Origin of the sequence: Bradyrhizobium sp. SBR1B (genome assembly GCF_014198205.1) — a bacterium.
Classification (GTDB): Bacteria; Pseudomonadota; Alphaproteobacteria; order Rhizobiales; family Xanthobacteraceae; genus Bradyrhizobium.
In genome coordinates this window covers 121,712-139,756 of record NZ_JACIHC010000018.1, presented here as the reverse complement: position 1 = coordinate 139,756, position 18,045 = coordinate 121,712, and the positions used below count along the sequence as shown (strand labels likewise).

Genomic DNA, 18,045 nt, shown 5'->3' with positions numbered 1-18,045 from the left:
GTCAGCTGTGACGTCGCACGGGACACGCCCGCGAAGAGATCGCTCAGCTCGTCAATCCCGACTTGATCGCGAGATCCTGTACCTGACTGGTCAGCTCCATCAGCCGCGGCAGCGCCTGGTCGCGGAAGGCCGCCATGTCCATGCGCATGGCATCGACCGTGATGCTCAATCCCCCGATCACCGAGCCCTGGGCGTCGAAGATCGGCGTTGCCAGCGTGCGCAGGCCGTAGGCGTTCTCGCCGTCGGAGACGGCATGGCCTTTTCTCTTCACCTGATCGAGCCGGGCGAGCAAGGCATCGAGATCGGTCAGCGTCCGCTCCGACAGTTTGACGCGAGGGCGCGATTCCAGTCGCTCGATCTGCTCGTCCCGCGCCAGATGCGCCAGCATGACGTGACCGAGCGCGGCGCTGTAGGCTGGAATGCGCGTGCCGGGCCGGCGATCCATCTTGTGGCGGTCGAGGCCCGCGCCGACGCGCGCGAGATAGACCACGTCGCCGCCGTCGAGGATGCCGAGCGAAGCCGCATCGCCGACATCGGGCACGAGATCGCGCAGCAACGGCTCGACCATTGGGCGCAACGACCCATGCGATAGCACGGTGTAACCGAGGTCGAGGCAGGCAACGCCGAGGCGGAACCGGCGGCTCTGCGGCACGGCCTGGAGATAGCCGATCTCGGTCAGGGTCTGAATCAACCGGAACGCCGTTCCGCGATCGAGATCGGCCCGTGCGGCAATCTCACTCAGGGTGAGCTCGAAGGCCTCGCTGCTGAAGCTCTTGAGCACGGCAAAGGCCTTGCCGACGGACGCCACATGATTCTTGGGGTTTTTCGGGGGCGATTCCGATTTGCGCTTTGTGGCCTTCTTTTCGACCTTGGCCATGCCCGAATGCCTTGCCATGACAGCCACCGCCCTTGACGCGGCGGCAAGCTGATTTTACGACTGGTCGAAGCCAATAACAAATGTTCGCATTCCGAACAACTGATTTGACGATCGGAGGAAGTTTGTCGACACCATCGCTGCACCCTCATGGCGTGTTTTCCGCCGCGCTGACCCCGCTCGACGCCCAGCTCGCTCCCGATCATGCGCGCTTCATCGCGCATTGCCGCTATCTCCTCGATGAGGGCTGCGACGGTATCGCGCTGCTCGGCACGACGGGCGAGGCGAACTCCTTCTCCGCGGCGGAGCGCATGGCGCTGCTCGAGGCGGTGGTGGCTGCCGGCATCGCGCCGCAACGTCTTCTGCCGGGCACCGGCGTGGCCGCGCTCAGCGAGACCATTGTCCTGACGCGCCACGCACTCTCGGTCGGCGTCGACACCGTCGTGATGCTGCCGCCGTTCTATTACAAGGGTGTCACGGACGACGGCGTTTACGCGTCCTATAGCGAAATCGTGCAGCGCATTGGCGATGCCAGGCTCAAGGTCGTGCTCTATCACATCCCGCAGATGTCGGCGCAGCCGATCTCGCATGCGCTGATCGAGCGGCTGCGAACGGCTTATCCGGCAACGTTCGTGGGTATCAAGGATTCCTCCGGTGACTTCGCGAACATGACCGCGATGGTCGAGCGCTTCCCCGGCTTTTCGGTTCTGGTCGGAGCCGATCCGTTGCTGCTGCCGCTGCTGCGCAAGGGCGGCGCCGGCTGCATCACGGCGTCCTCCAATCTGGTCGCGCGGGACCTTGCCTATGTCTACAAGCATTTTCGCGATAGCGACGACGACGCGGCGCTCAAGACGGCGCAGGCGCGCATCGTGAAAGCGCGCGAGCTGGTCTCGCGCTTCCCGCAGATGGCCTCGCTGAAGACATTGGTGGCAGAGCGCACTGGCCACGCAGGATGGCAGCGCCTGCGACCGCCGCTGGAGTCGTTGCCGCCCGAGCAGGTGAAAGAGCTGCTCGCGAATGCTGCGGCATTCGCAGCCGCTTTGTAGCCGGCGCGACGACGAGGCGATCCGATGTCGGACTCCTTCCAGGACGCGCTTTCCGGGCTTGCCGCGATCGTCGGCGACAAGCAAATCATCGCGTCCGGACCCGACCAGGAGCCTTATGTGGTGGACTGGCGCGGGCGTTATCACGGCCGCGCGGTTGCGGTGGTGAAGCCCGGCTCCACCGCCGAGGTCGCCGCCGTCGTCAAATTCTGTGCGGCACGGCAGCTCGCGATCGTGCCGCAGGGCGGCAACACCGGCATGTGCGGGGCGGCAACGCCGGACGATCGGGCCGGCAATGTGGTGATCCGGCTCGACCGGATGCGGGCCGTGCGCGACGTCAGCCCGCTCGCGAACACGATCACAGTCGAGGCCGGCTGCATCCTCGCGGAGGTGCAGAATGCGGCGCGCGAGGTCGATCGCTACTTTCCCTTGAGCCTGGGTGCCGAAGGCTCCTGCCAGATCGGCGGCAATATCTCGACCAATGCCGGCGGCACAGCGGTGCTGCGCTACGGGCCGACGCGCGATCTCGTGCTCGGGCTGGAGGTCGTGCTGCCCGACGGGCGAATCTTCAACGGCCTGCGCGCACTGCGCAAGGACAATACCGGTTACGCGCTCAAGCAGCTGTTCATCGGGGCGGAGGGGACGCTCGGCATCGTCACCGCGGCGGCGTTGAAGCTGTTCGCGCCGCCGCGCAGCTCGGCGCTGGCGCTGCTGAAATTGCAGGGCGTGGAGCAGGCGCTCGAGATCATGCAGCGTCTGCGCGGCACGGTCGGCGACCGGCTCGGCAGCCTCGAGATCATGTCGCGCGCGCAGATCGAGGCGATCGCAGAGTCCGTGCCGCATGTCACGATCCCCTTCGAGCTGACGACGCCGTGGTATCTGATCGTCGAACTGACCGACACGCTCGCCGGCGTCGACCTCGACGAGCCGCTCGCCACCGCGCTGGCGGAGGCGATGGAGGCCGGCCTTGCCGACGACGTGATCCTGGCCTCCAACCTCGCACAGGCGAAGGCGATCTGGGCTGTCAGGCACAGCGTGTCCGAAGGCAACAAGCGTAGCGGCTATGTCGTCTCGCACGACAGTGTCGTTCCGCTGGAGCGCCAGGCCGCCTTCGTCACCAATGTCGAGGCCCGGATCAACGCCGCGGTACCGCACGCGCGGGTCGTGATGCATGGCCACATCGGCGACGGCAACATCCACGTCATCGCCCTGATCGACCGCGCGCGTTGCCAGGATCCGGCGGCGACGGCGGCGCTGGTGGCCGAGATCAACGAGATCGTTGACGACGAGACCGCAGCGCAGGGCGGTGCGATCAGTGCCGAGCACGGCATCGGCATCACCAATCGCGGCCGGCTTGCCCGTGTTGCCGATCCTCTCGACGTCGAGCTGATGCGCGATATCAAGAAATTGCTCGATCCGAAGGGCTTGATGAATCCCGGCAAGATTTTTGGTGCGGGAGCGGCATAACCATGACGAGCGTCCGCCTGCTTGCCGACGATCTCACCGGTGCGCTCGACACCGCGGCGGAGTTCGTCGGCCTGTGCGGTCCGTTCGATGTCGTCTGGTCGGGCGCGCTTGCGCCGCTGGAGTCCGGGAGCCTGGCAATCGATAGCGGCACCCGTGAGCGGTCGAAGGCCGAGAGCGTCGAAATCGTTGGGCGACTGGCGTCCCACCTTCAGGGCGGGACGATCGCCTACAAGAAGGTCGATAGCCTCCTTCGGGGCGCGTGGGCGGCTGAGCTCGACGCCTGCCTGCGCAGCGGCCATTGGGCTTCTTGCGTGGTCGCGCCGGCGTTCGATTATCAGGGACGCCGCACCGTCGGTGGCCAGCAATTCGCCCGCACCGTGCATGGCGATTGGCACAGGGTCGGCGACAATTTGCTGGATCAGTTGCGGCAAGACGGCATCGAAGCACGACAGGGCACGGCCGAAACGCTCTCGCAAGGCGGCGTTCAGGTGTTCGATGCCGAGAGCGACCTCGACCTCGATCGCGTCGTCGAAATGGCGCGGCGCATGCCGGGGCCCGTGTTGTGGTGTGGCAGCGGCGGCCTGGCCGGTGCGCTTGCCCGCGGTCAAGGCGCCGCTGCGCCGTCGCAACTGAAGCGGCCGGTGTTGGGGCTGTTCGGCTCCGACCAGGCTGCCACCGCATCCCAGCTCGCGGCATGTGGTCACGCCACCATCGCGCTGGCCGAGGGGGAGGGCGGCGCGGGCGTTCGACGCAAGCTGGCCGACGAGGGCGTGGCGCTGGTCAAATTCGCCCTCGCTGACGGCTTGACGCGGGCCGAGGCGGCGCGGCGGATCGCGCACGAGATGACGCGGCTGATCGCAGCACTCGAACCACCGGGCACGCTGGTTGTTGCCGGGGGAGAAACACTGAAGGCCGCTTGCGTTGCCGTTGGCGCGCATGCGCTCGAGGTGACAGGACGTATCGTGCCCGGATTGCCGCGCTCGACCTTGCAAGGCGGCCGCTGGGCCAGCGTCGATGTCATCTCGAAGTCCGGCGCGTTCGGTCCCAGCGAGCTGTGGCGCGACCTGCTTCGGGATAATCATTTGCTCAGCAAGGGGAGTCCGACATGACCTCTCGTCATCTTGCCATCACCATGGGCGATCCCGCCGGGATCGGACCGGAGATCATCGTCAAGGCCTGCGTCGGGCTGAAGGACCGGATCGCGAAAGGCGATCTGCGGATCCTCATCATCGGCAACGGCGCGGCGCTCGATGGCGCGAAAGCCGCGCTCGGTGCCGGCATTGCGATTCCCGAAGTGCGCGCCGAGGATCGCGACTGGCCGAACCTCTGCTTCCTCCAGGCCGACATCGAGGGCGACCCGATCAAGCCCGGAGTGCTCAGCGCCGATGGCGGCCGCTTTGCCTACAAGGCGATCGAGCAGGGCGTGCGTCTGACGCAGGCGGGCCGGACCGCGGCGATCGTCACGGCGCCGCTCAACAAGGAAGCGCTCAACAAGGCCGGCTATCATTTCCCTGGTCATACCGAGATGCTGGCGCATCTCACCGGCGTGCGCGGCTCGGTGATGCTGCTCGCCCATGGCAACATGCGCGTCAGCCATGTCTCGACCCATGTGGCGCTGGAGGACGTGCCGAAGCGCCTGACGCCGGAGCGTCTGCGCATGGTGATCGACCTCACCAACGATGCCCTGCTGCGGCTCGGAATTGCCAAACCGAAGATCGCGATCGCGGCGCTCAATCCGCATGCCGGCGAGGGCGGCCTGTTCGGCCGGCAGGACATCGACGTGTCTGCACCGACGATCGCGAAAGCGGTCGCCGACGGCCTCGACGTCGTCGGGCCCGTGCCGGGCGATACCATCTTCGTCAAGCTGCGCGCCGGCCAGTACGATGCCGCCGTCGCAATGTATCACGACCAGGGGCACATTCCGGTCAAGCTGCTCGGCTTCCAGGTCGATCCCGCGACCGGCCGCTGGCAGGAATTGTCCGGCGTCAACATCACGCTGGGCCTGCCGATCATCCGCACCTCCGTCGATCACGGCACCGCCTTCGACATCGCCGGCAAGGGCATCGCCAACGAGCACAGCCTGATCGAGGCCATCGACTATGCCGAGCGGCTCGCCGCTGGCGCCTCCGTATCCAAATCATGAGTTCGAACGCACGATGACCAACGCCTTCACGCCCATCGAAATCCAGCGCCCCACCATCCTCGAGTTCGGCAACGGCACGATCGGGGCTGCGGCGCGCTACGCCGAGCGGATCGGCGCCAGGCGGCCGCTGGTGATCTCGGATCCGTTCAACGCACGCCGCGTCGACATGCTGGCGCTGCCGGGTGCGGTGAAGGTGTTCGGTGACGTCAAGCCCGAGCCGGACCTGCCTAATCTCGAGAAGGCGGTGGCGATGGCGAAGGACGTCAAGCCCGATCTCGTCGTCGGCTTCGGCGGCGGCAGCGCGATGGATCTCGCCAAGCTGGTCGCGGTGATGTGCACGAGCGACGTGCCCTTTGCCGACATCGTCGGGCCGGAGAAGGTGGCCGGCCGCAGCGTCGCGCTGATGCAGATTCCGACCACGTCGGGCACCGGCAGCGAAGCCGGCACCCGTGCGCTCGTCACCGATCCCGTCAGCCAGAACAAGCAGGCGGTGCAGAGCCGCTTCATGCTGGCCGACATCGCCATCGTCGATCCGGATCTGACGATGACCGTGCCGAAAGAGGTCACCGCGGCAACCGGGGTCGATGCGCTGGCGCATTGCGTCGAGGCCTATACCAGCCGCAAGGCGCATCCGACGATCGACCTCTACGCGCTCGAAGGCGCGCGGCTGGTCGGACGTTATCTCAAGCGCGCGGTGGCCGATGGCGGCGATCGCGAGGCGCGTGCGGGCCTCGCGCTGGCCTCGCTCTATGGCGGCTATTGCCTGGGACCGGTGAACACGACAGCCGGCCACGCGGTGGCGTATCCGCTCGGCACGCGGCACCACGTGGCACATGGCCTCGCCTGTGCGGTGATCTTCCCGCATACGCTGGCGTTCAACATGCCGGCGGTGGAAGCGAAGACGATCGCGGTGCTCCAGGCGCTCGGCCTGCCGGAGCAGGGCGATCCGAAGCTCGCGTTCGAGGCAAGCTACAAGTTCTGCAGCGATCTCGGCATCGAGATGCGGCTGTCCGCGCTCGGCGTGCCTCGGGACGATTTCGGCGTGATGGCCGACGAGGCGCACGCCATTCGCCGCCTGCTCGACAACAATCCGCGCGACCTCGGCCGGGATGCGATCCTGAACATGTACGAGGTCGCGTTCTGACCGTCTCCGCGGCTCGCGCGCGGCAACCAATCAACAACACGGAAAACAGAGGAAACTTCTATGAGATCGATGTGGCTTGTCCTTGCCTCAGCCTTGGTGCTGGCGGCCTCACCCGCAAAGGCGCAGGACGGCTATCCGTCCAAGCAGGTGACGGTGGTCGTTCCCTTCGCCGCCGGCGGCACCGCGGACATCTTCGCGCGGATGGTCTCCAACCATTTGCAGGCGAAGTTCGGCAAGCCCTTCGTAGTCGAGAATGTCGGCGGTGCCGGCTCGATCCTCGGCGTGACGCGGGTGGCGAAATCGACGCCGGATGGCATCACGCTCGGCCTTGCCAGCACGTCCGCGCTTGCGATCAACCCGTCGCTCTACGGGCCGAAGCTCAGCTACCAGCCGGACAAGGATCTGGTGCCGGTCGCCCAGATCAGCGTCGTGCCCAATGTTCTCGTCGTCAATCCCAACAAGATCAAGGCGCGTACCGTGCCGGAGCTGATTGCCTATCTGAAGGCGAATCCGGACAAGGTCTCGTTCGGCTCGGCCGGCGTCGGCACCTCGCAGCACCTTGCCAGCGAGCTATTCCAGCAGATGACGGGCACTAAGATGGTGCACGTGCCCTACAAGGGCTCCAGCCAGATGCTGACGGACCTGCTCAGCGGCCAGATCGATCTCGCCTTCGACAACGTTCCGCTGCTGCTGCCGCAGGTGAAGACCGGCCAGCTCGCGCTGCTCGCGACCGCAACGCCGAAGCGCGCCGCCTTCGATCCCGAAGCTCCGGCCGTGGCCGAATTCCTGCCCGGCTTCGAGGCGGTGGCCTGGCACGGTTTCATTGTGCCCGCGGGCACGCCCAAGCCGATCGTCGAAAAGCTCTCGGCCGAGATTCGCGCCTTCATGGCGCAGCCGGAGACGGTGCAGAAGATGGCCGAACTCGGTGCCACCGCGGTCGCCGTGGATTCCGAACCGTTCGCTGCCTACATCAACGCCGAGACGGCGCGCTGGAAGAAGGTGATCGAGGCCGCCAACATCAAGCTGGATTAGGGCGGCACGCGATGAGATGAGCCGGCCGCCGCATGCAGATGGGGCGGCCGCTTGTTCAGCGCCGGTCGTCGGTCTAAGTTCGCATCAGCCAACGGGTGCGGGGCTGATGGGGACTGTTCGTTTTCTGCTGGCGGCGATCGTCGTTGGATTTCATTGCCAATTTGGCGTCATTCACCAGACAATCGGAGGTTTGGCCGCTGTAGAAGTCTTCTACATCATCAGTGGCTTCTACATGGCCGCCGCCTATGAGCGGCACTATCCGGGACGGCCTGCTGCATTCTTCGCCAGCCGCTTCGCGAGGCTTTATCCGTTCTACCTCGCTGTCCTGGTAGCTACGTTCGCGCTACACCTGTGGAACCCGGCGAACGAGAGCGGCATCTTCAATTCCCTCCGAACGGAAGAGCGGCCCTATGTGATCAACCTGTCGCTGCTGGGTCTCGATCTCTATTCGGCCATGCACAGCACCACGTATCTCCTGGTTCCGCAGGCGTGGTCGATCAGCGCGGAGATCGTCTTCTACGCGTTGCTGCCTGCCTTGCTTCTCCTGAACAGAAAATGGCTCGCCGGGTTGGTTGTCGCCGCCTTCGCGATCAAGATGACCATTCTGCACGTCTACGAATGGAAATGGGCTTACTTCCCGTTTTACAGCCAGATCGGCTATTTCGGCACCGGCGTTGTGCTCTTCTCGTTGCGAGATCGCCTGACATGGTCGACGCGTGCGGGCTACTGGCTCGCGGCTCTCTACTGCCTCTATCTCCTCGCCGACGTCTATGCCGACGTCGACTATCACGGGGGCATCGTTCAGGGCGTGCCGCTGCTTATCGCAACCTGCATCGTTATTCCGACGCTCTTCTCAAGGATCAACGGACCCCTGTCGACCGCGTTGGGCGATGCCTCCTATGGCGTCTATCTCTCGCATTTTCTCTTCATCCAGATCGCGATCAATCTGCAGGTCTTTGATCCGATCACGCTGACCAATCCGCACATTGTGAGCCATTGGCGAATTCTGTTTCAGACCTTGGGCATCCTGCTCGCATCCACGGTCGTCGCGCTCGCCTTCGAGTTCACGGTGCAGCGATGGATCGATCGGGCGCGCCGATCGCTGTTCTACAACCGCAAAGGGCCGCAGGATTCCTTCGGGAAGGCTTGAGACAGTCCGTCTGTCGGTGCGAACGCAGCCAGAACAAGCCGAGATGTTCACAGAAGGGCTGGACCGCGAAGGTCAGCGCGGCTATATGAGCGGCCTGCGAGCCGCTGATTTGCAAAGCTGTCAGCCCGCCCTCGCAGAACTTCCGAAGAAAGCTTAGCGATTTCAAGCGCTTCGGTGGGGAATGGTGTAACGGTAGCACAACAGACTCTGACTCTGTTTGTCTTGGTTCGAATCCAGGTTCCCCAGCCAGTTCCGGGCATGCCCAAAAGTCCAGATCTTCAGGTCCTTCGGTGACAGTGACGGTCCACGGGCCGCGCCGCCGGTCGCGACCGTTTGCCTCATCTGAAATCGCATTTCCCCGGTCGGATCGCCGTGGTCTGCATCGTCCTTGGGTCACACAACTCAAGGAGATTCCTGATGCCCTATGTCGATGGTTTCGTTCTGGCTGTGCCGAAGGACAAGATCGAGGCCTACAAGACGCTGTCGACGACCGCCTGCGCGCTCTGGATGGAGCACGGCGCGCTCGATTATGTCGAATGCGTCGCTGACGATGTCCCCTATGGCGAGCTCACCTCGTTTCCGCGCGCGGTGATGGCGAAGGAGGACGAGGTCGTGGTGTTCGCCTGGATCGTCTACCGCGACCGGGAGACCCGCGATGCCGTCAACAAGAAGGTGATGGAGGACCCGCGGCTGAAGATGGAGGGCATGCCGTTCGACGGCAAGCGCATGATCTATGGCGGCTTCACGACCTTGCTCCGGGCGAGCGACGTCGTCAGCTGACAGGCGGGGGAGAAAGCCTATCTCGGAGGCGCGCGGTCGACTTCGGCCTGCAGCAGCAGCAACAGGCAGCCGGCGAGCCGCGCCTCCATCACCGAATACACGCTGCTGATCGACGGGGCTGCTGCACGCCGTCACCATCACAATGACCAGCGGCTCGATGGCGATGCCGTCGGCAACGCGCAGATGGCGAGGCAGTAACGGGGACTTGCGTTACTTGATCTTGTCGTAAGCGGAAGCGAAATCGCCCAGCGGCATCGGAATCGCGATCGTCTCCTTGGCCATGTTCTGGAAGGAGACTTTGAGCTGCTTGCCCGACCGCAACGCGGCAAGCAGATCCGGCGCGATCGGCGCCGAGGCGTAGCAGCCGCGGTTCTCGCAGGTCTGGATCTGGAGATCGACCGTCTTGCCCTCGTCGACCTGGAGCTTGGCGCCGATGGGAAGGTTGAGGCCGAGCGGCAATTGCAGCAGCGCCACCGGCGTGCGGGTGTCGGGCGCGATGCGGATGTTGATCAGCACGATGGTCTGGCCGGTCTTTGTCAGCACCGCGTTCTGCTCCATCGCACATTCGAGCGGCGCGTCACGGCTGGCGCTGGTGCAGCGCACGATCCAGCCGGGCTGTTGCGCCGGCGCGCCGTCAGCCTGTGGCTGCGTCGGAGCCGGTGCCGGCTGCGCCGCAGGAGCGGGAGCGTTCTTCTTGGCGGCTTGTTGGGCAGGCGCGGCGCCCAAGGGCAACAGGACAGCTGCGGTGAGGGCGACAAGTCTGGATTGCATGAGCATGGCGAAACCGCGTTGGCGTGAACCGGGGGCCTCGCTGTAGCGTCGCCGGAAGCGCCGTGCAAGCCGCTACTCGGCAGCTTCCTTAACGGTGCCGTGCTCCACCGCCTCGCCGCCTTCGCCGTCACCCGAACGGCCCCAGCCCGAGAACCAGTTGTTGAGCTCGTCGAGATAGAGATAGACCACCGGCGTGGTGAACAGCGTCAGCGCCTGGCTGACGATCAGGCCGCCGACCATGGCGTAGCCGAGCGGCTGGCGGATCTCGGCGCCGGTGCCGTGACCGAGCATCAGCGGCACGCCGCCGAGCAGCGCGGCCATCGTCGTCATCATGATCGGGCGGAAGCGGAGCAGGGCGGCCTGGCGGATCGATTCCGCCGGCGTCTTGTGCTCGTCGCGTTCGGCGGCGATGGCGAAGTCGACCATCATGATGCCGTTCTTCTTCACGATGCCGATCAGGAGAATGATTCCGATCAAGGCAATGAGGCTGAAGTCGAACCCGGCCGCCATCAGGATCGCGAGCGCGCCGACGCCGGCCGAGGGCAGCGTCGACAGAATCGTGATCGGATGGATATAGCTCTCGTAGAGGATGCCGAGGATCAGGTAGACCACGACCAGCGCCGCAAGGATCAGCAGCGGCACGGTGCCGAGCGATTGCTGGAACGCCTGCGCCGTGCCCTGGAAGCTCGAGTTCAGCGTCGGCGGCGCGCCGAGCTCGGCCATCGCCTTCTGCACGGCTTCCGTCGCCTGGCCGAGCGCGACGCCCTGGCCGAGGTTGAAGCTGATGGTGATCGCCGGGAATTGGCCCTGGTGGCTGATCGAAAGCGGACGGACCGGATCGGTGGTCCAGGTCGCGAAGGTCGACAGCGGCACCTGGTCGCCGGTCAGCGGCGACTTCAGATAGAGCTTGTTCAGGCTGTCGAGATTGCCCTGCATCTCCGGCAGGATCTCCAGGATCACCTTGTAGGTGTTGAGCTGGGTGAAATACTGCGTGACCTGTCGTTGTCCGAAGGCATCATACAGCGTGTCGTCGATCAGCTGCGGCTGGATGCCGTAGCGCGCGGCGGTGTCGCGGTTGATCTTGAGCTGGACCGTGGTGCCCTGGGTCTGCTGGTCGGTCGCGACGTCGCGCAGCTCCGGCAGCGTCTGCATCTTGGCGAGGATTTTCGGCGCCCACTCGTTGAGCTCGGCGAGGTCGGCGTCCTGCAAGGTGAACTCGAATTGGGTGCGCGTCGGCCGCCCGCCGAGCCGCACGTCCTGGGCCGCCTGCATGTAGACGCGGGCGCCCTCGACCTTGTCGAACTGCGGACGCAGTCGCGCGATGATCTGCTGAGCCGAGGCATCGCGCTTGTCGCGAGCCTTCAGCGTGATGAATATGTTGCCGTTGTTGCCGGCGCGGCCGCTGCCGCCGATCGACATGGCGACGCTGGCAACATCGGGATCGGCGAGGATGATCTTACCGAGCTGTTCCTGACGCCGGGTCATCTCCTTGAACGAAATGTCCTGCGAGGCTTCCGAAGTCGCCGTGATCAGGCCGACATCCTGCTGCGGGAAGAATCCCTTCGGGATCAGGACGAACAAATAGATCGACAGTCCGAGCGTGGCGAAGAAGATCGCCAGCGTGGTGCGCCGCCAGGCCAGGGCGTGATCGAGAACGTATTCGTAGCCGCGCAGCATCGCATCGAAGGCGCGCTCGCTCCATTGATAGAAGCGACCGTGGCGCACCTCGCCATGGGCGCGCAGGAAGCGCGAAGCCATCATCGGCGTCAGGGTCAGCGACACGAACATCGAGACGAAGATGGTCATCGCCAGCACGACGGCGAATTCGCGGAACAGGCGCCCGATGATGCCGCCCATCAAGAGCAGCGGGATCAGCACCGCGACCAGCGAGATGCTGATCGACACGATGGTGAAGCCGATTTCCTTCGAGCCACGGAAGGCAGCCGCCATCGGCGATTCGCCTTCCTCGATGTAGCGCGTGATGTTCTCGAGCATCACGATGGCATCGTCGACGACGAATCCGACCGCGATGGTGAGCGCCATCAGCGACAGATTGTCGAGCGAATAGCCGACGACCCACATCAGCGCGCAGGCGCCGAGCAGCGCCAGCGGAACCGTGATGGCGGGAATGACGGTGGCCCAGAAGCTGCGCAGGAAGATGAAGATGACCATGACCACGAGCGCGATGGTCAGCAGCAAGGTGAACTGGACGTCCTCGACCGCGGCGCGGATGGTCGTGGTACGGTCGCTGATGAGCTCGATCTTGATGGCGGGCGGGATCGCCGCCACGAGGCGGGGCAGGGTCGCCTTGATCCGATCGACGGTCTCGATGACGTTGGCGCCCGGCTGCTTGAAGATCACCAGGAACACGCCGCGCTTGCCGTTGGCCCAGGCCGCCTGCTTGGCGTCTTCAGCGGCGCTGACCGCTTGGCCGATGTCGCGGATTCGCAACGGAGCGCCGTTGCGATAGGCGATGATGACGTCGTTCCAGTCCTTCGCGTGCGTGAGCTGGTCGTTGGCGTAGATCGTGTAGGCGCGCTTCTCGCCGTCGATATTGCCCTTCGGACTGTCGACCGTGGTGATCGCGATCTGGCTGCGTACGTCCTCCATCGACAGGCCCTTGGCGACCAGTTTCGCGGGATCGACCTGAACGCGGATGGAGGGTTTCTGCTGGCCGCCGATGAAGACCTGGGCGACGCCGGAGAGCTGGCTGATCTGCTGGGCGAGCTGGGCGTCGACCGCGTCGCTGACGCTGGTCAGAGGCAACGTCTCCGATGTCGCCGACAGCAGCAGGATCGGCGCATCGGCCGGGTTGACCTTGCGGTAGGTCGGCGGCGAGGGAAGATTCTTCGGCAACTGGCCGCTGGCGGCGTTGATGGCACCCTGCACGTCATTGGCAGCACCGTCGATGCTGCGGTTGAGATCGAACTGGATGGTGATCGACGCGGTGCCCAGATAGCTCGTCGAGGTCATCTGCGCGATGCCGGGAATCTGGGCGAACTGCCGCTCCAGCGGCTGCGCCACCGACGAAGCCATCGTCTCGGGACTGCCGCCCGGCAAATTGGCGGTGATCTGGATGGTCGGGAAGTCGACCTGCGGCAGCGGTGCGACCGGGAGCAGGGGATAGGCGACGAGACCGACGAAGAGGATGCCGGCCATCAGCAGCGAGGTGCCGATGGGATAACGGATGAAAGGTGCCGAAATCCCGCCCTCGGTCATTCCTGTCGTACCTTGTTCTGGGCGTTCTGGGCCGGGTTCGAACTCGCCACCGCCGTCGAGACGAGGCTTCCGGGCTGCACCTTGAACTGGCCGCCGGTGATCACCTGCTGACCGGGGCTCAGCCCTTCTTCGATGACCGAATGTCCATCGATAGCGTAGGTGACCTTGACCTTGTGCACCTCGGCCTTGTTGTCCTGATTGACGGTATAAGCGTAGAGGCCGTTGGTCGAATGCTGGACCGCGTCATCCGGAACCACGGTCGCATCCTTCAGCGTCCGCACCAGAAGCCGCGTCGAAACCGACTGGCCCGGCCACAGCGTGTGGTCCCTGTTGTCGAACACCGCCTTGAGCCGGATCGTTCCGCTGCTGGTGTCGACCTGGTTGTTGATGACCGCAAGCTTGCCCTCGGCCAGCGTCTTCTTGCCGTCGGTGGTGAAGGCGATCACCTTGAGCGCGCCGCTCTTCTGGCCTTCGGTGATATAGGGCAGCTGGTCTTCCGGCGCGGTGAAGATCACGGAGATCGGCTCGACTTGCGAGATCGTGACGATGCCCGTCTGCGTCGAGGCGTTGACGATGTTGCCGATGTCGACCTGGCGCAGGCCGGCGACGCCGGTGATCGGCGCCTTGACCTGGGTGTAGTCGAGCTGGGTCTGGGCGTTGGCGATCGCGGCGTCATCGGCGGCGATCTGGGCGGTGAGCTGGGCGACGGTCGTGCGCTGGGTGTCGACCCGCTGGGCGGTCGCGAATTCGCCGAGCTTCGTGGCGCGCTGAAGTTCGAGATTGGCGTTGGCCAGACTAGCCTCGTCCTGCGCCTTCTTGGCCTTGGCTTGGTCGAGCGTGGCTTGATAGGGACGGGGATCGATCGAGACCAGAAGCTCGCCCTGCTGGACGATCTGGCCTTCGCGGAAGGCGAGCTTGTCGATCTGGCCATCCACGCGGGTGCGGACTTGCACGGTGTTGAACCCCTGAACCGTGCCGAGACCGGTCAGATAGACCGGGAAATCGACCTTCTGGACCGGGGCAACGCTGACGGGGACGGCGGGCGGGCGGGGTGGACCCTTCTGGGCGGTCTGGGTTTTTCCAGCCTGGGAGGCGTCGAATTTCTGCCAACCATAGTAACCCGCGGAGGCCACGGCCGCGATGATCAGAATCCAGAGGATCGGCCGGGACTTTTTCATATCGTCTCGTGTCGGCTCTTGTGCCCTCAGCTACGAATTATTGGGGCAATCGTAGGGTTCCAGAGCGTTTGTATAATACACGCCAAGTTCCAGTGTAAACAGCACTATCAGTTGAGAATCCTAAACAATTGGAAAGCTTTGCACCGTCTGGGCAGAGGTCTGGCGCGGCGGTGTGCAGTGCTGCATTTTCCCGGCAGGCGCGATCGGCGAACACACCTCAAGCAGCACTCCCGGACGGTGTGCTCGGGCCGAATGGCGCCGGGTCGAGCCGCCGGTCGGTATCGGTAACAAGAATGGTTCTAAGTCGGGCGGAAGCCGTTTCGGTTGTCAGGGATTTCAGCATCGTCCATATCGGCGCCGCCACAACGGGAGCGCAGGATGGACGAGCTGAACGGCAAGCTGATCGCGTGTCAGATTCTGATCACGGGATTGATCGCGCGTGTCGCCAATGAGCAGCGTGATCCCTTGCGCTTCCTCACCGACTTCCGGGACGAGATCAAAGCGGTCGTGAGCGGCGTCAACATCGCCGGCATGGACTCAACCGATCGCGTGCGCGCTGTTGCGCTGAAAACCGTCGACGAATTGTTTTCGCTGATGAAGCCGCCGAGCAGCGATTGATGCTGTGAGCGAGCCATCGATTGCCCGGCCTTCGGTGCGCTGTTTTTTAGAACGAGTCCAATATCAGTTTAGAACGATTTCAAACTGTAATTTAGAATTGTTTTGAACTGGACCGATTCAAGGGTTCTTGCGAGGCGCTCGCATTGACCCGCTATTTTGCGGCCGATACCAACAACTCATCGTTCGTCAAAGTGAGTGAGCGAACAGGAAGATGGGGCGTTTGGTAATGGGGCAGGTGGTCGCACCGAAGTCGTTGCGTTCGGTCGCAGCATTCGGTCTGGTGGATGAAAAGTTCGCAGGTGTTTCCGGCAAGAAGGTCTCGGCAGTTGCGAGCTTGATCGCGGTGGCGTCGGTGTCGAGTGGCGCGCAGGCGCAGCAGTCCAACCTGCCGCCGGTAACGGTCGATGCTCCCGTCGAACGTCCGCGTCCAACGTCGTCGAAGCCTTCGCCGGAGCAGGTCCGCGCCCGCAATGCGATTCGTCGCGCCGCGCAGCGCGAGCAGGCGGCACAGCAGACGGCGCCGACCACGCCGTCAGGCGCTCCCGACGGCAATCCCTATGCCGATCCGGCCGCGCCCTACAAGGTCGACCACGTCCAGGCCAGCGGCAAGTTTCCCGAGAAGATGCTGAACACGCCCAAGTCGATCACGGTGCTCAGCAAGGAAGTGCTCGAGGACAAGAACGCGACGACGCTGAAGGAGATCGGGCGCTCGACCGCGGGCGTGACGCTCGGCTCGGGCGAGGGCGGCAACGCGTTCGGCGACCGTTTCTTCATCCGCGGCTTCGATGCGCGCAACGACGTGTTCATCGACGGCATCCGCGATCCCGCGGTTTCCATCCGCGAGAACTTCTTCACCGAGCAGATCGAGATCCTGCGCGGGCCCGCATCCTCCTACGCCGGCCGCGGCACCGCCGGCGGTGCCATCAACATCGTCACCAAGCAGGCTGGCGACGTCAACTTCAAGCGCATGGACTCCGAGTTCGGCACCGATCAGACCAAGCGCGTCACGCTCGACGTCAACCAGGTCATCGACCCGACCTTCTCGGTGCGCACCGGCGGCCTGTTCCAGGATGCCAACGTCGCCGGCCGCGACTACGTGACCGACAATCGCTGGGGCACCTTCATCTCGACCAAGTACACCCCGACCAACGACATCAAGATCACCACGAACTACGTCCACACCGACCTCAGCGGCCTGCCGGATTTCGGCGTACCCTATTACAAGCAGGGCAATGTGCCGGTGACCTCGGCCGGCATTCCGCGCGGCAATTGGTACGGCTTCCTCAATCGCGACTTCCAGACGGCGCGGCAGGATTTCGGTACCGGCACGATCGAGTACAAGGTCAACGAGGCCATCACGCTGACCAGCAAGGTGCGCGGCGAGCACTCGGTGCTCAACTATATCGGCACGCTGCCGCAGAATCCGAATACGACCAGCCCCAATCCGCTGCTCTGGACCACGACGGCGAGCGCGCAGAGCCGCTACCAGACCGTGGACGTGTGGGCCAACCAGAACGAGGCCACGTTCAAGCTCGACACCGGCGGGGTCAAGCACACCGCCGTGTTCGGAGTCGAATATTCGAACGAGAACATCTCGATCGACCGCTATGCCGGCCTCGCGTCGGAGCTGTCCGGCTCGCCCTTCACGAGCAACGGTGCCGTGACAGGGGTCAATCTCTACTCCCCGCAATACACCAACATTCCCTTCGGCATTCCGTCACTCCTCGGAAACCCGACGCGCTACGGCGTCAACACCAGCAGCGTCTATGTCATGGACACCGCGAACTGGCAGGACACGATCATCGTCAATGGCGGCGTGCGCTACGACGGCTACAGCCAGAGCGCGTCGAACAATTCGAGCTTCGTGAAGCAGAACGCGGATCTCGTGAACTACAACGTCGGCCTGGTCTACAAGCCGATGTCGATCGGCAGCATCTATGCAGCCTATGCGACCTCGGCCAATCCGTTCGGTTCGGAGCTTGACGCGACCGGCACCGATTACGGCGGCGTTCCGCCCAACTCGACCCTCTTGCTCGGGCCCGAGCGCAACAAGGCGATCGAGCTCGGCACCAAATGGGAACTCGCCGACCGCCACCTGCTGGTGACCGGCGCGCTGTTCCAGACCACCAAGGACAACGCGCGCGAGACCGTCAACGGCCTGCTGACCTCGGGCGCTGCCTACAGGATCCAGGGCATCGACATCGAAGCCGAGGGCAAGATCACCGATCGTTGGAGCATCTTCGGCGGCCTGGTGCTGATGCAGTCCAAGGTCACCCAGAGCGGGGTTGCCTCCAATCTCGGCCTGCAGCTCGCCAACATTGCCCACCAGTCGTTCAGCATGCTGACCAAGTACAAGTTCGATGACGGCTGGGAGCTCGGCGGGCAGGCGGTGTACCGCTCGAAGGTTTACGGCGGCACGTTCGCGGCCAACACCAACGAGCTGCCGAGCTATTGGCGCTTCGATGCCTTCGTCGAGAAGAAGATCGACAAGAACTGGACCATGAAGTTCTACGCTCAGAACCTGACCAACAAGCTCTATTACGACTCGTTCTATCGCAGCAACGTACCGTTCGTAGCGGTCGCGCCCGGGCGCGCGTTCTATGTCGTGACGACAGCGAAGTTCTGA

Annotated in this window: 14 protein-coding genes and 1 tRNA gene; 11 read left to right on the top strand and 4 right to left on the bottom strand. The window is 64.3% G+C overall.

The features are described 5' to 3' along the window. Nucleotides 1-43 precede the first annotated feature (43 nt). Nucleotides 44-895, bottom strand: coding sequence for an IclR family transcriptional regulator (locus GGD61_RS32515; RefSeq protein ID WP_245283258.1), 852 nt, complete (start codon nt 893-895; stop codon nt 44-46). Between the two features lie 104 nt (nt 896-999). Between GGD61_RS32515 and GGD61_RS32510 the strand changes: the two genes are divergently transcribed. The 9 genes from GGD61_RS32510 (at nt 1,000) to GGD61_RS32470 (ending at nt 9,633) form a co-directional block, all read left to right on the top strand. Next, complete coding sequence (locus GGD61_RS32510; protein ID WP_177236923.1) at nt 1,000-1,920, top strand: dihydrodipicolinate synthase family protein; 921 nt, start codon at nt 1,000-1,002, stop codon at nt 1,918-1,920. Nucleotides 1,921-1,944: 24 nt separating this feature from the next. Beyond that, on the top strand, nt 1,945-3,384 hold the full coding sequence (locus GGD61_RS32505; RefSeq protein ID WP_092252569.1) for an FAD-binding oxidoreductase: 1,440 nt from the start codon (nt 1,945-1,947) through the stop codon (nt 3,382-3,384). Between the two features lie 2 nt (nt 3,385-3,386). Further along, nucleotides 3,387-4,493 carry a four-carbon acid sugar kinase family protein gene (locus tag GGD61_RS32500; protein WP_092252571.1) on the top strand — a complete coding sequence of 369 codons (1,107 nt, stop codon included), beginning with the start codon at nt 3,387-3,389 and terminating at the stop codon, nt 4,491-4,493. Further along, a complete protein-coding gene (gene pdxA / locus GGD61_RS32495) occupies nt 4,490-5,527 on the top strand; it encodes a 4-hydroxythreonine-4-phosphate dehydrogenase PdxA (protein ID WP_092252572.1) in 1,038 nt (345 codons plus the stop codon). The genes GGD61_RS32500 and pdxA overlap by 4 nt, the downstream gene beginning before the upstream one ends. After that, on the top strand, nt 5,484-6,671 hold the full coding sequence (locus GGD61_RS32490) for an iron-containing alcohol dehydrogenase (protein ID WP_092252574.1): 1,188 nt from the start codon (nt 5,484-5,486) through the stop codon (nt 6,669-6,671). The genes pdxA and GGD61_RS32490 overlap by 44 nt, the downstream gene beginning before the upstream one ends. A gap of 60 nt (nt 6,672-6,731) precedes the next feature. Continuing rightward, nucleotides 6,732-7,703, top strand: a complete 972-nt coding sequence (locus GGD61_RS32485) for a tripartite tricarboxylate transporter substrate binding protein (RefSeq protein WP_092252576.1) — start codon at nt 6,732-6,734, stop codon at nt 7,701-7,703. Nucleotides 7,704-7,719: 16 nt separating this feature from the next. Beyond that, a complete protein-coding gene (locus GGD61_RS32480; RefSeq protein ID WP_183231876.1) occupies nt 7,720-8,853 on the top strand; it encodes an acyltransferase in 1,134 nt (377 codons plus the stop codon). Between the two features lie 175 nt (nt 8,854-9,028). Next, nucleotides 9,029-9,102, top strand: a tRNA-Gln gene (locus GGD61_RS32475). Nucleotides 9,103-9,270: 168 nt separating this feature from the next. After that, nucleotides 9,271-9,633, top strand: coding sequence for a DUF1428 domain-containing protein (locus tag GGD61_RS32470; RefSeq protein ID WP_026202257.1), 363 nt, complete (start codon nt 9,271-9,273; stop codon nt 9,631-9,633). Nucleotides 9,634-9,843: 210 nt separating this feature from the next. Here GGD61_RS32470 and GGD61_RS32465 read toward each other — a convergent pair whose 3' ends face one another. From GGD61_RS32465 to GGD61_RS32455, 3 genes are all read right to left on the bottom strand, one after another. After that, nucleotides 9,844-10,410, bottom strand: a complete 567-nt coding sequence (locus tag GGD61_RS32465; RefSeq protein ID WP_183231875.1) for an invasion associated locus B family protein — start codon at nt 10,408-10,410, stop codon at nt 9,844-9,846. A gap of 66 nt (nt 10,411-10,476) precedes the next feature. Beyond that, nucleotides 10,477-13,623, bottom strand: coding sequence for a multidrug efflux RND transporter permease subunit (locus GGD61_RS32460; RefSeq protein WP_092252580.1), 3,147 nt, complete (start codon nt 13,621-13,623; stop codon nt 10,477-10,479). Next, nucleotides 13,620-14,801, bottom strand: coding sequence for an efflux RND transporter periplasmic adaptor subunit (locus tag GGD61_RS32455; RefSeq protein ID WP_183231874.1), 1,182 nt, complete (start codon nt 14,799-14,801; stop codon nt 13,620-13,622). Before GGD61_RS32455 ends, GGD61_RS32460 begins: the two co-directional genes overlap by 4 nt. Before the next feature lie 378 nt (nt 14,802-15,179). Here GGD61_RS32455 and GGD61_RS32450 point away from each other — a divergent pair, with 378 nt between their 5' ends. Both GGD61_RS32450 and GGD61_RS32445 read left to right on the top strand, forming a co-directional pair. Beyond that, the gene (locus tag GGD61_RS32450) at nt 15,180-15,419 is read left to right on the top strand and encodes a hypothetical protein (RefSeq protein ID WP_092252584.1); all 240 of its coding nucleotides are present in this window, start codon (nt 15,180-15,182) and stop codon (nt 15,417-15,419) included. Between the two features lie 226 nt (nt 15,420-15,645). Then, entirely contained in the window at nt 15,646-18,045 is a 2,400-nt protein-coding gene (locus tag GGD61_RS32445) for a TonB-dependent siderophore receptor (protein WP_092252586.1), read from the top strand.

Excerpts from the sequence above, each read along its gene's own strand:
- GGD61_RS32465 (WP_183231875.1), bottom strand. The coding sequence starts at position 10,410 with ATGCTCATGCAATCCAGACTTGTCGCCCTCACCGCAGCTGTCCTGTTG.
- GGD61_RS32505 (WP_092252569.1), top strand. The coding sequence starts at position 1,945 with ATGTCGGACTCCTTCCAGGACGCGCTTTCCGGGCTTGCCGCGATCGTC.
- GGD61_RS32515 (WP_245283258.1), bottom strand. The coding sequence starts at position 895 with ATGGCAAGGCATTCGGGCATGGCCAAGGTCGAAAAGAAGGCCACAAAG.
- pdxA (WP_092252572.1), top strand. The coding sequence starts at position 4,490 with ATGACCTCTCGTCATCTTGCCATCACCATGGGCGATCCCGCCGGGATC.
- GGD61_RS32460 (WP_092252580.1), bottom strand. The coding sequence starts at position 13,623 with ATGACCGAGGGCGGGATTTCGGCACCTTTCATCCGTTATCCCATCGGC.
- GGD61_RS32480 (WP_183231876.1), top strand. The coding sequence starts at position 7,720 with ATGAGCCGGCCGCCGCATGCAGATGGGGCGGCCGCTTGTTCAGCGCCG.
- GGD61_RS32490 (WP_092252574.1), top strand. The coding sequence starts at position 5,484 with ATGCCGAGCGGCTCGCCGCTGGCGCCTCCGTATCCAAATCATGAGTTC.
- GGD61_RS32455 (WP_183231874.1), bottom strand. The coding sequence starts at position 14,801 with ATGAAAAAGTCCCGGCCGATCCTCTGGATTCTGATCATCGCGGCCGTG.
- GGD61_RS32450 (WP_092252584.1), top strand. The coding sequence starts at position 15,180 with ATGGACGAGCTGAACGGCAAGCTGATCGCGTGTCAGATTCTGATCACG.
- GGD61_RS32445 (WP_092252586.1), top strand. The coding sequence starts at position 15,646 with ATGGGGCAGGTGGTCGCACCGAAGTCGTTGCGTTCGGTCGCAGCATTC.
- GGD61_RS32485 (WP_092252576.1), top strand. The coding sequence starts at position 6,732 with ATGAGATCGATGTGGCTTGTCCTTGCCTCAGCCTTGGTGCTGGCGGCC.
- GGD61_RS32470 (WP_026202257.1), top strand. The coding sequence starts at position 9,271 with ATGCCCTATGTCGATGGTTTCGTTCTGGCTGTGCCGAAGGACAAGATC.
- GGD61_RS32500 (WP_092252571.1), top strand. The coding sequence starts at position 3,387 with ATGACGAGCGTCCGCCTGCTTGCCGACGATCTCACCGGTGCGCTCGAC.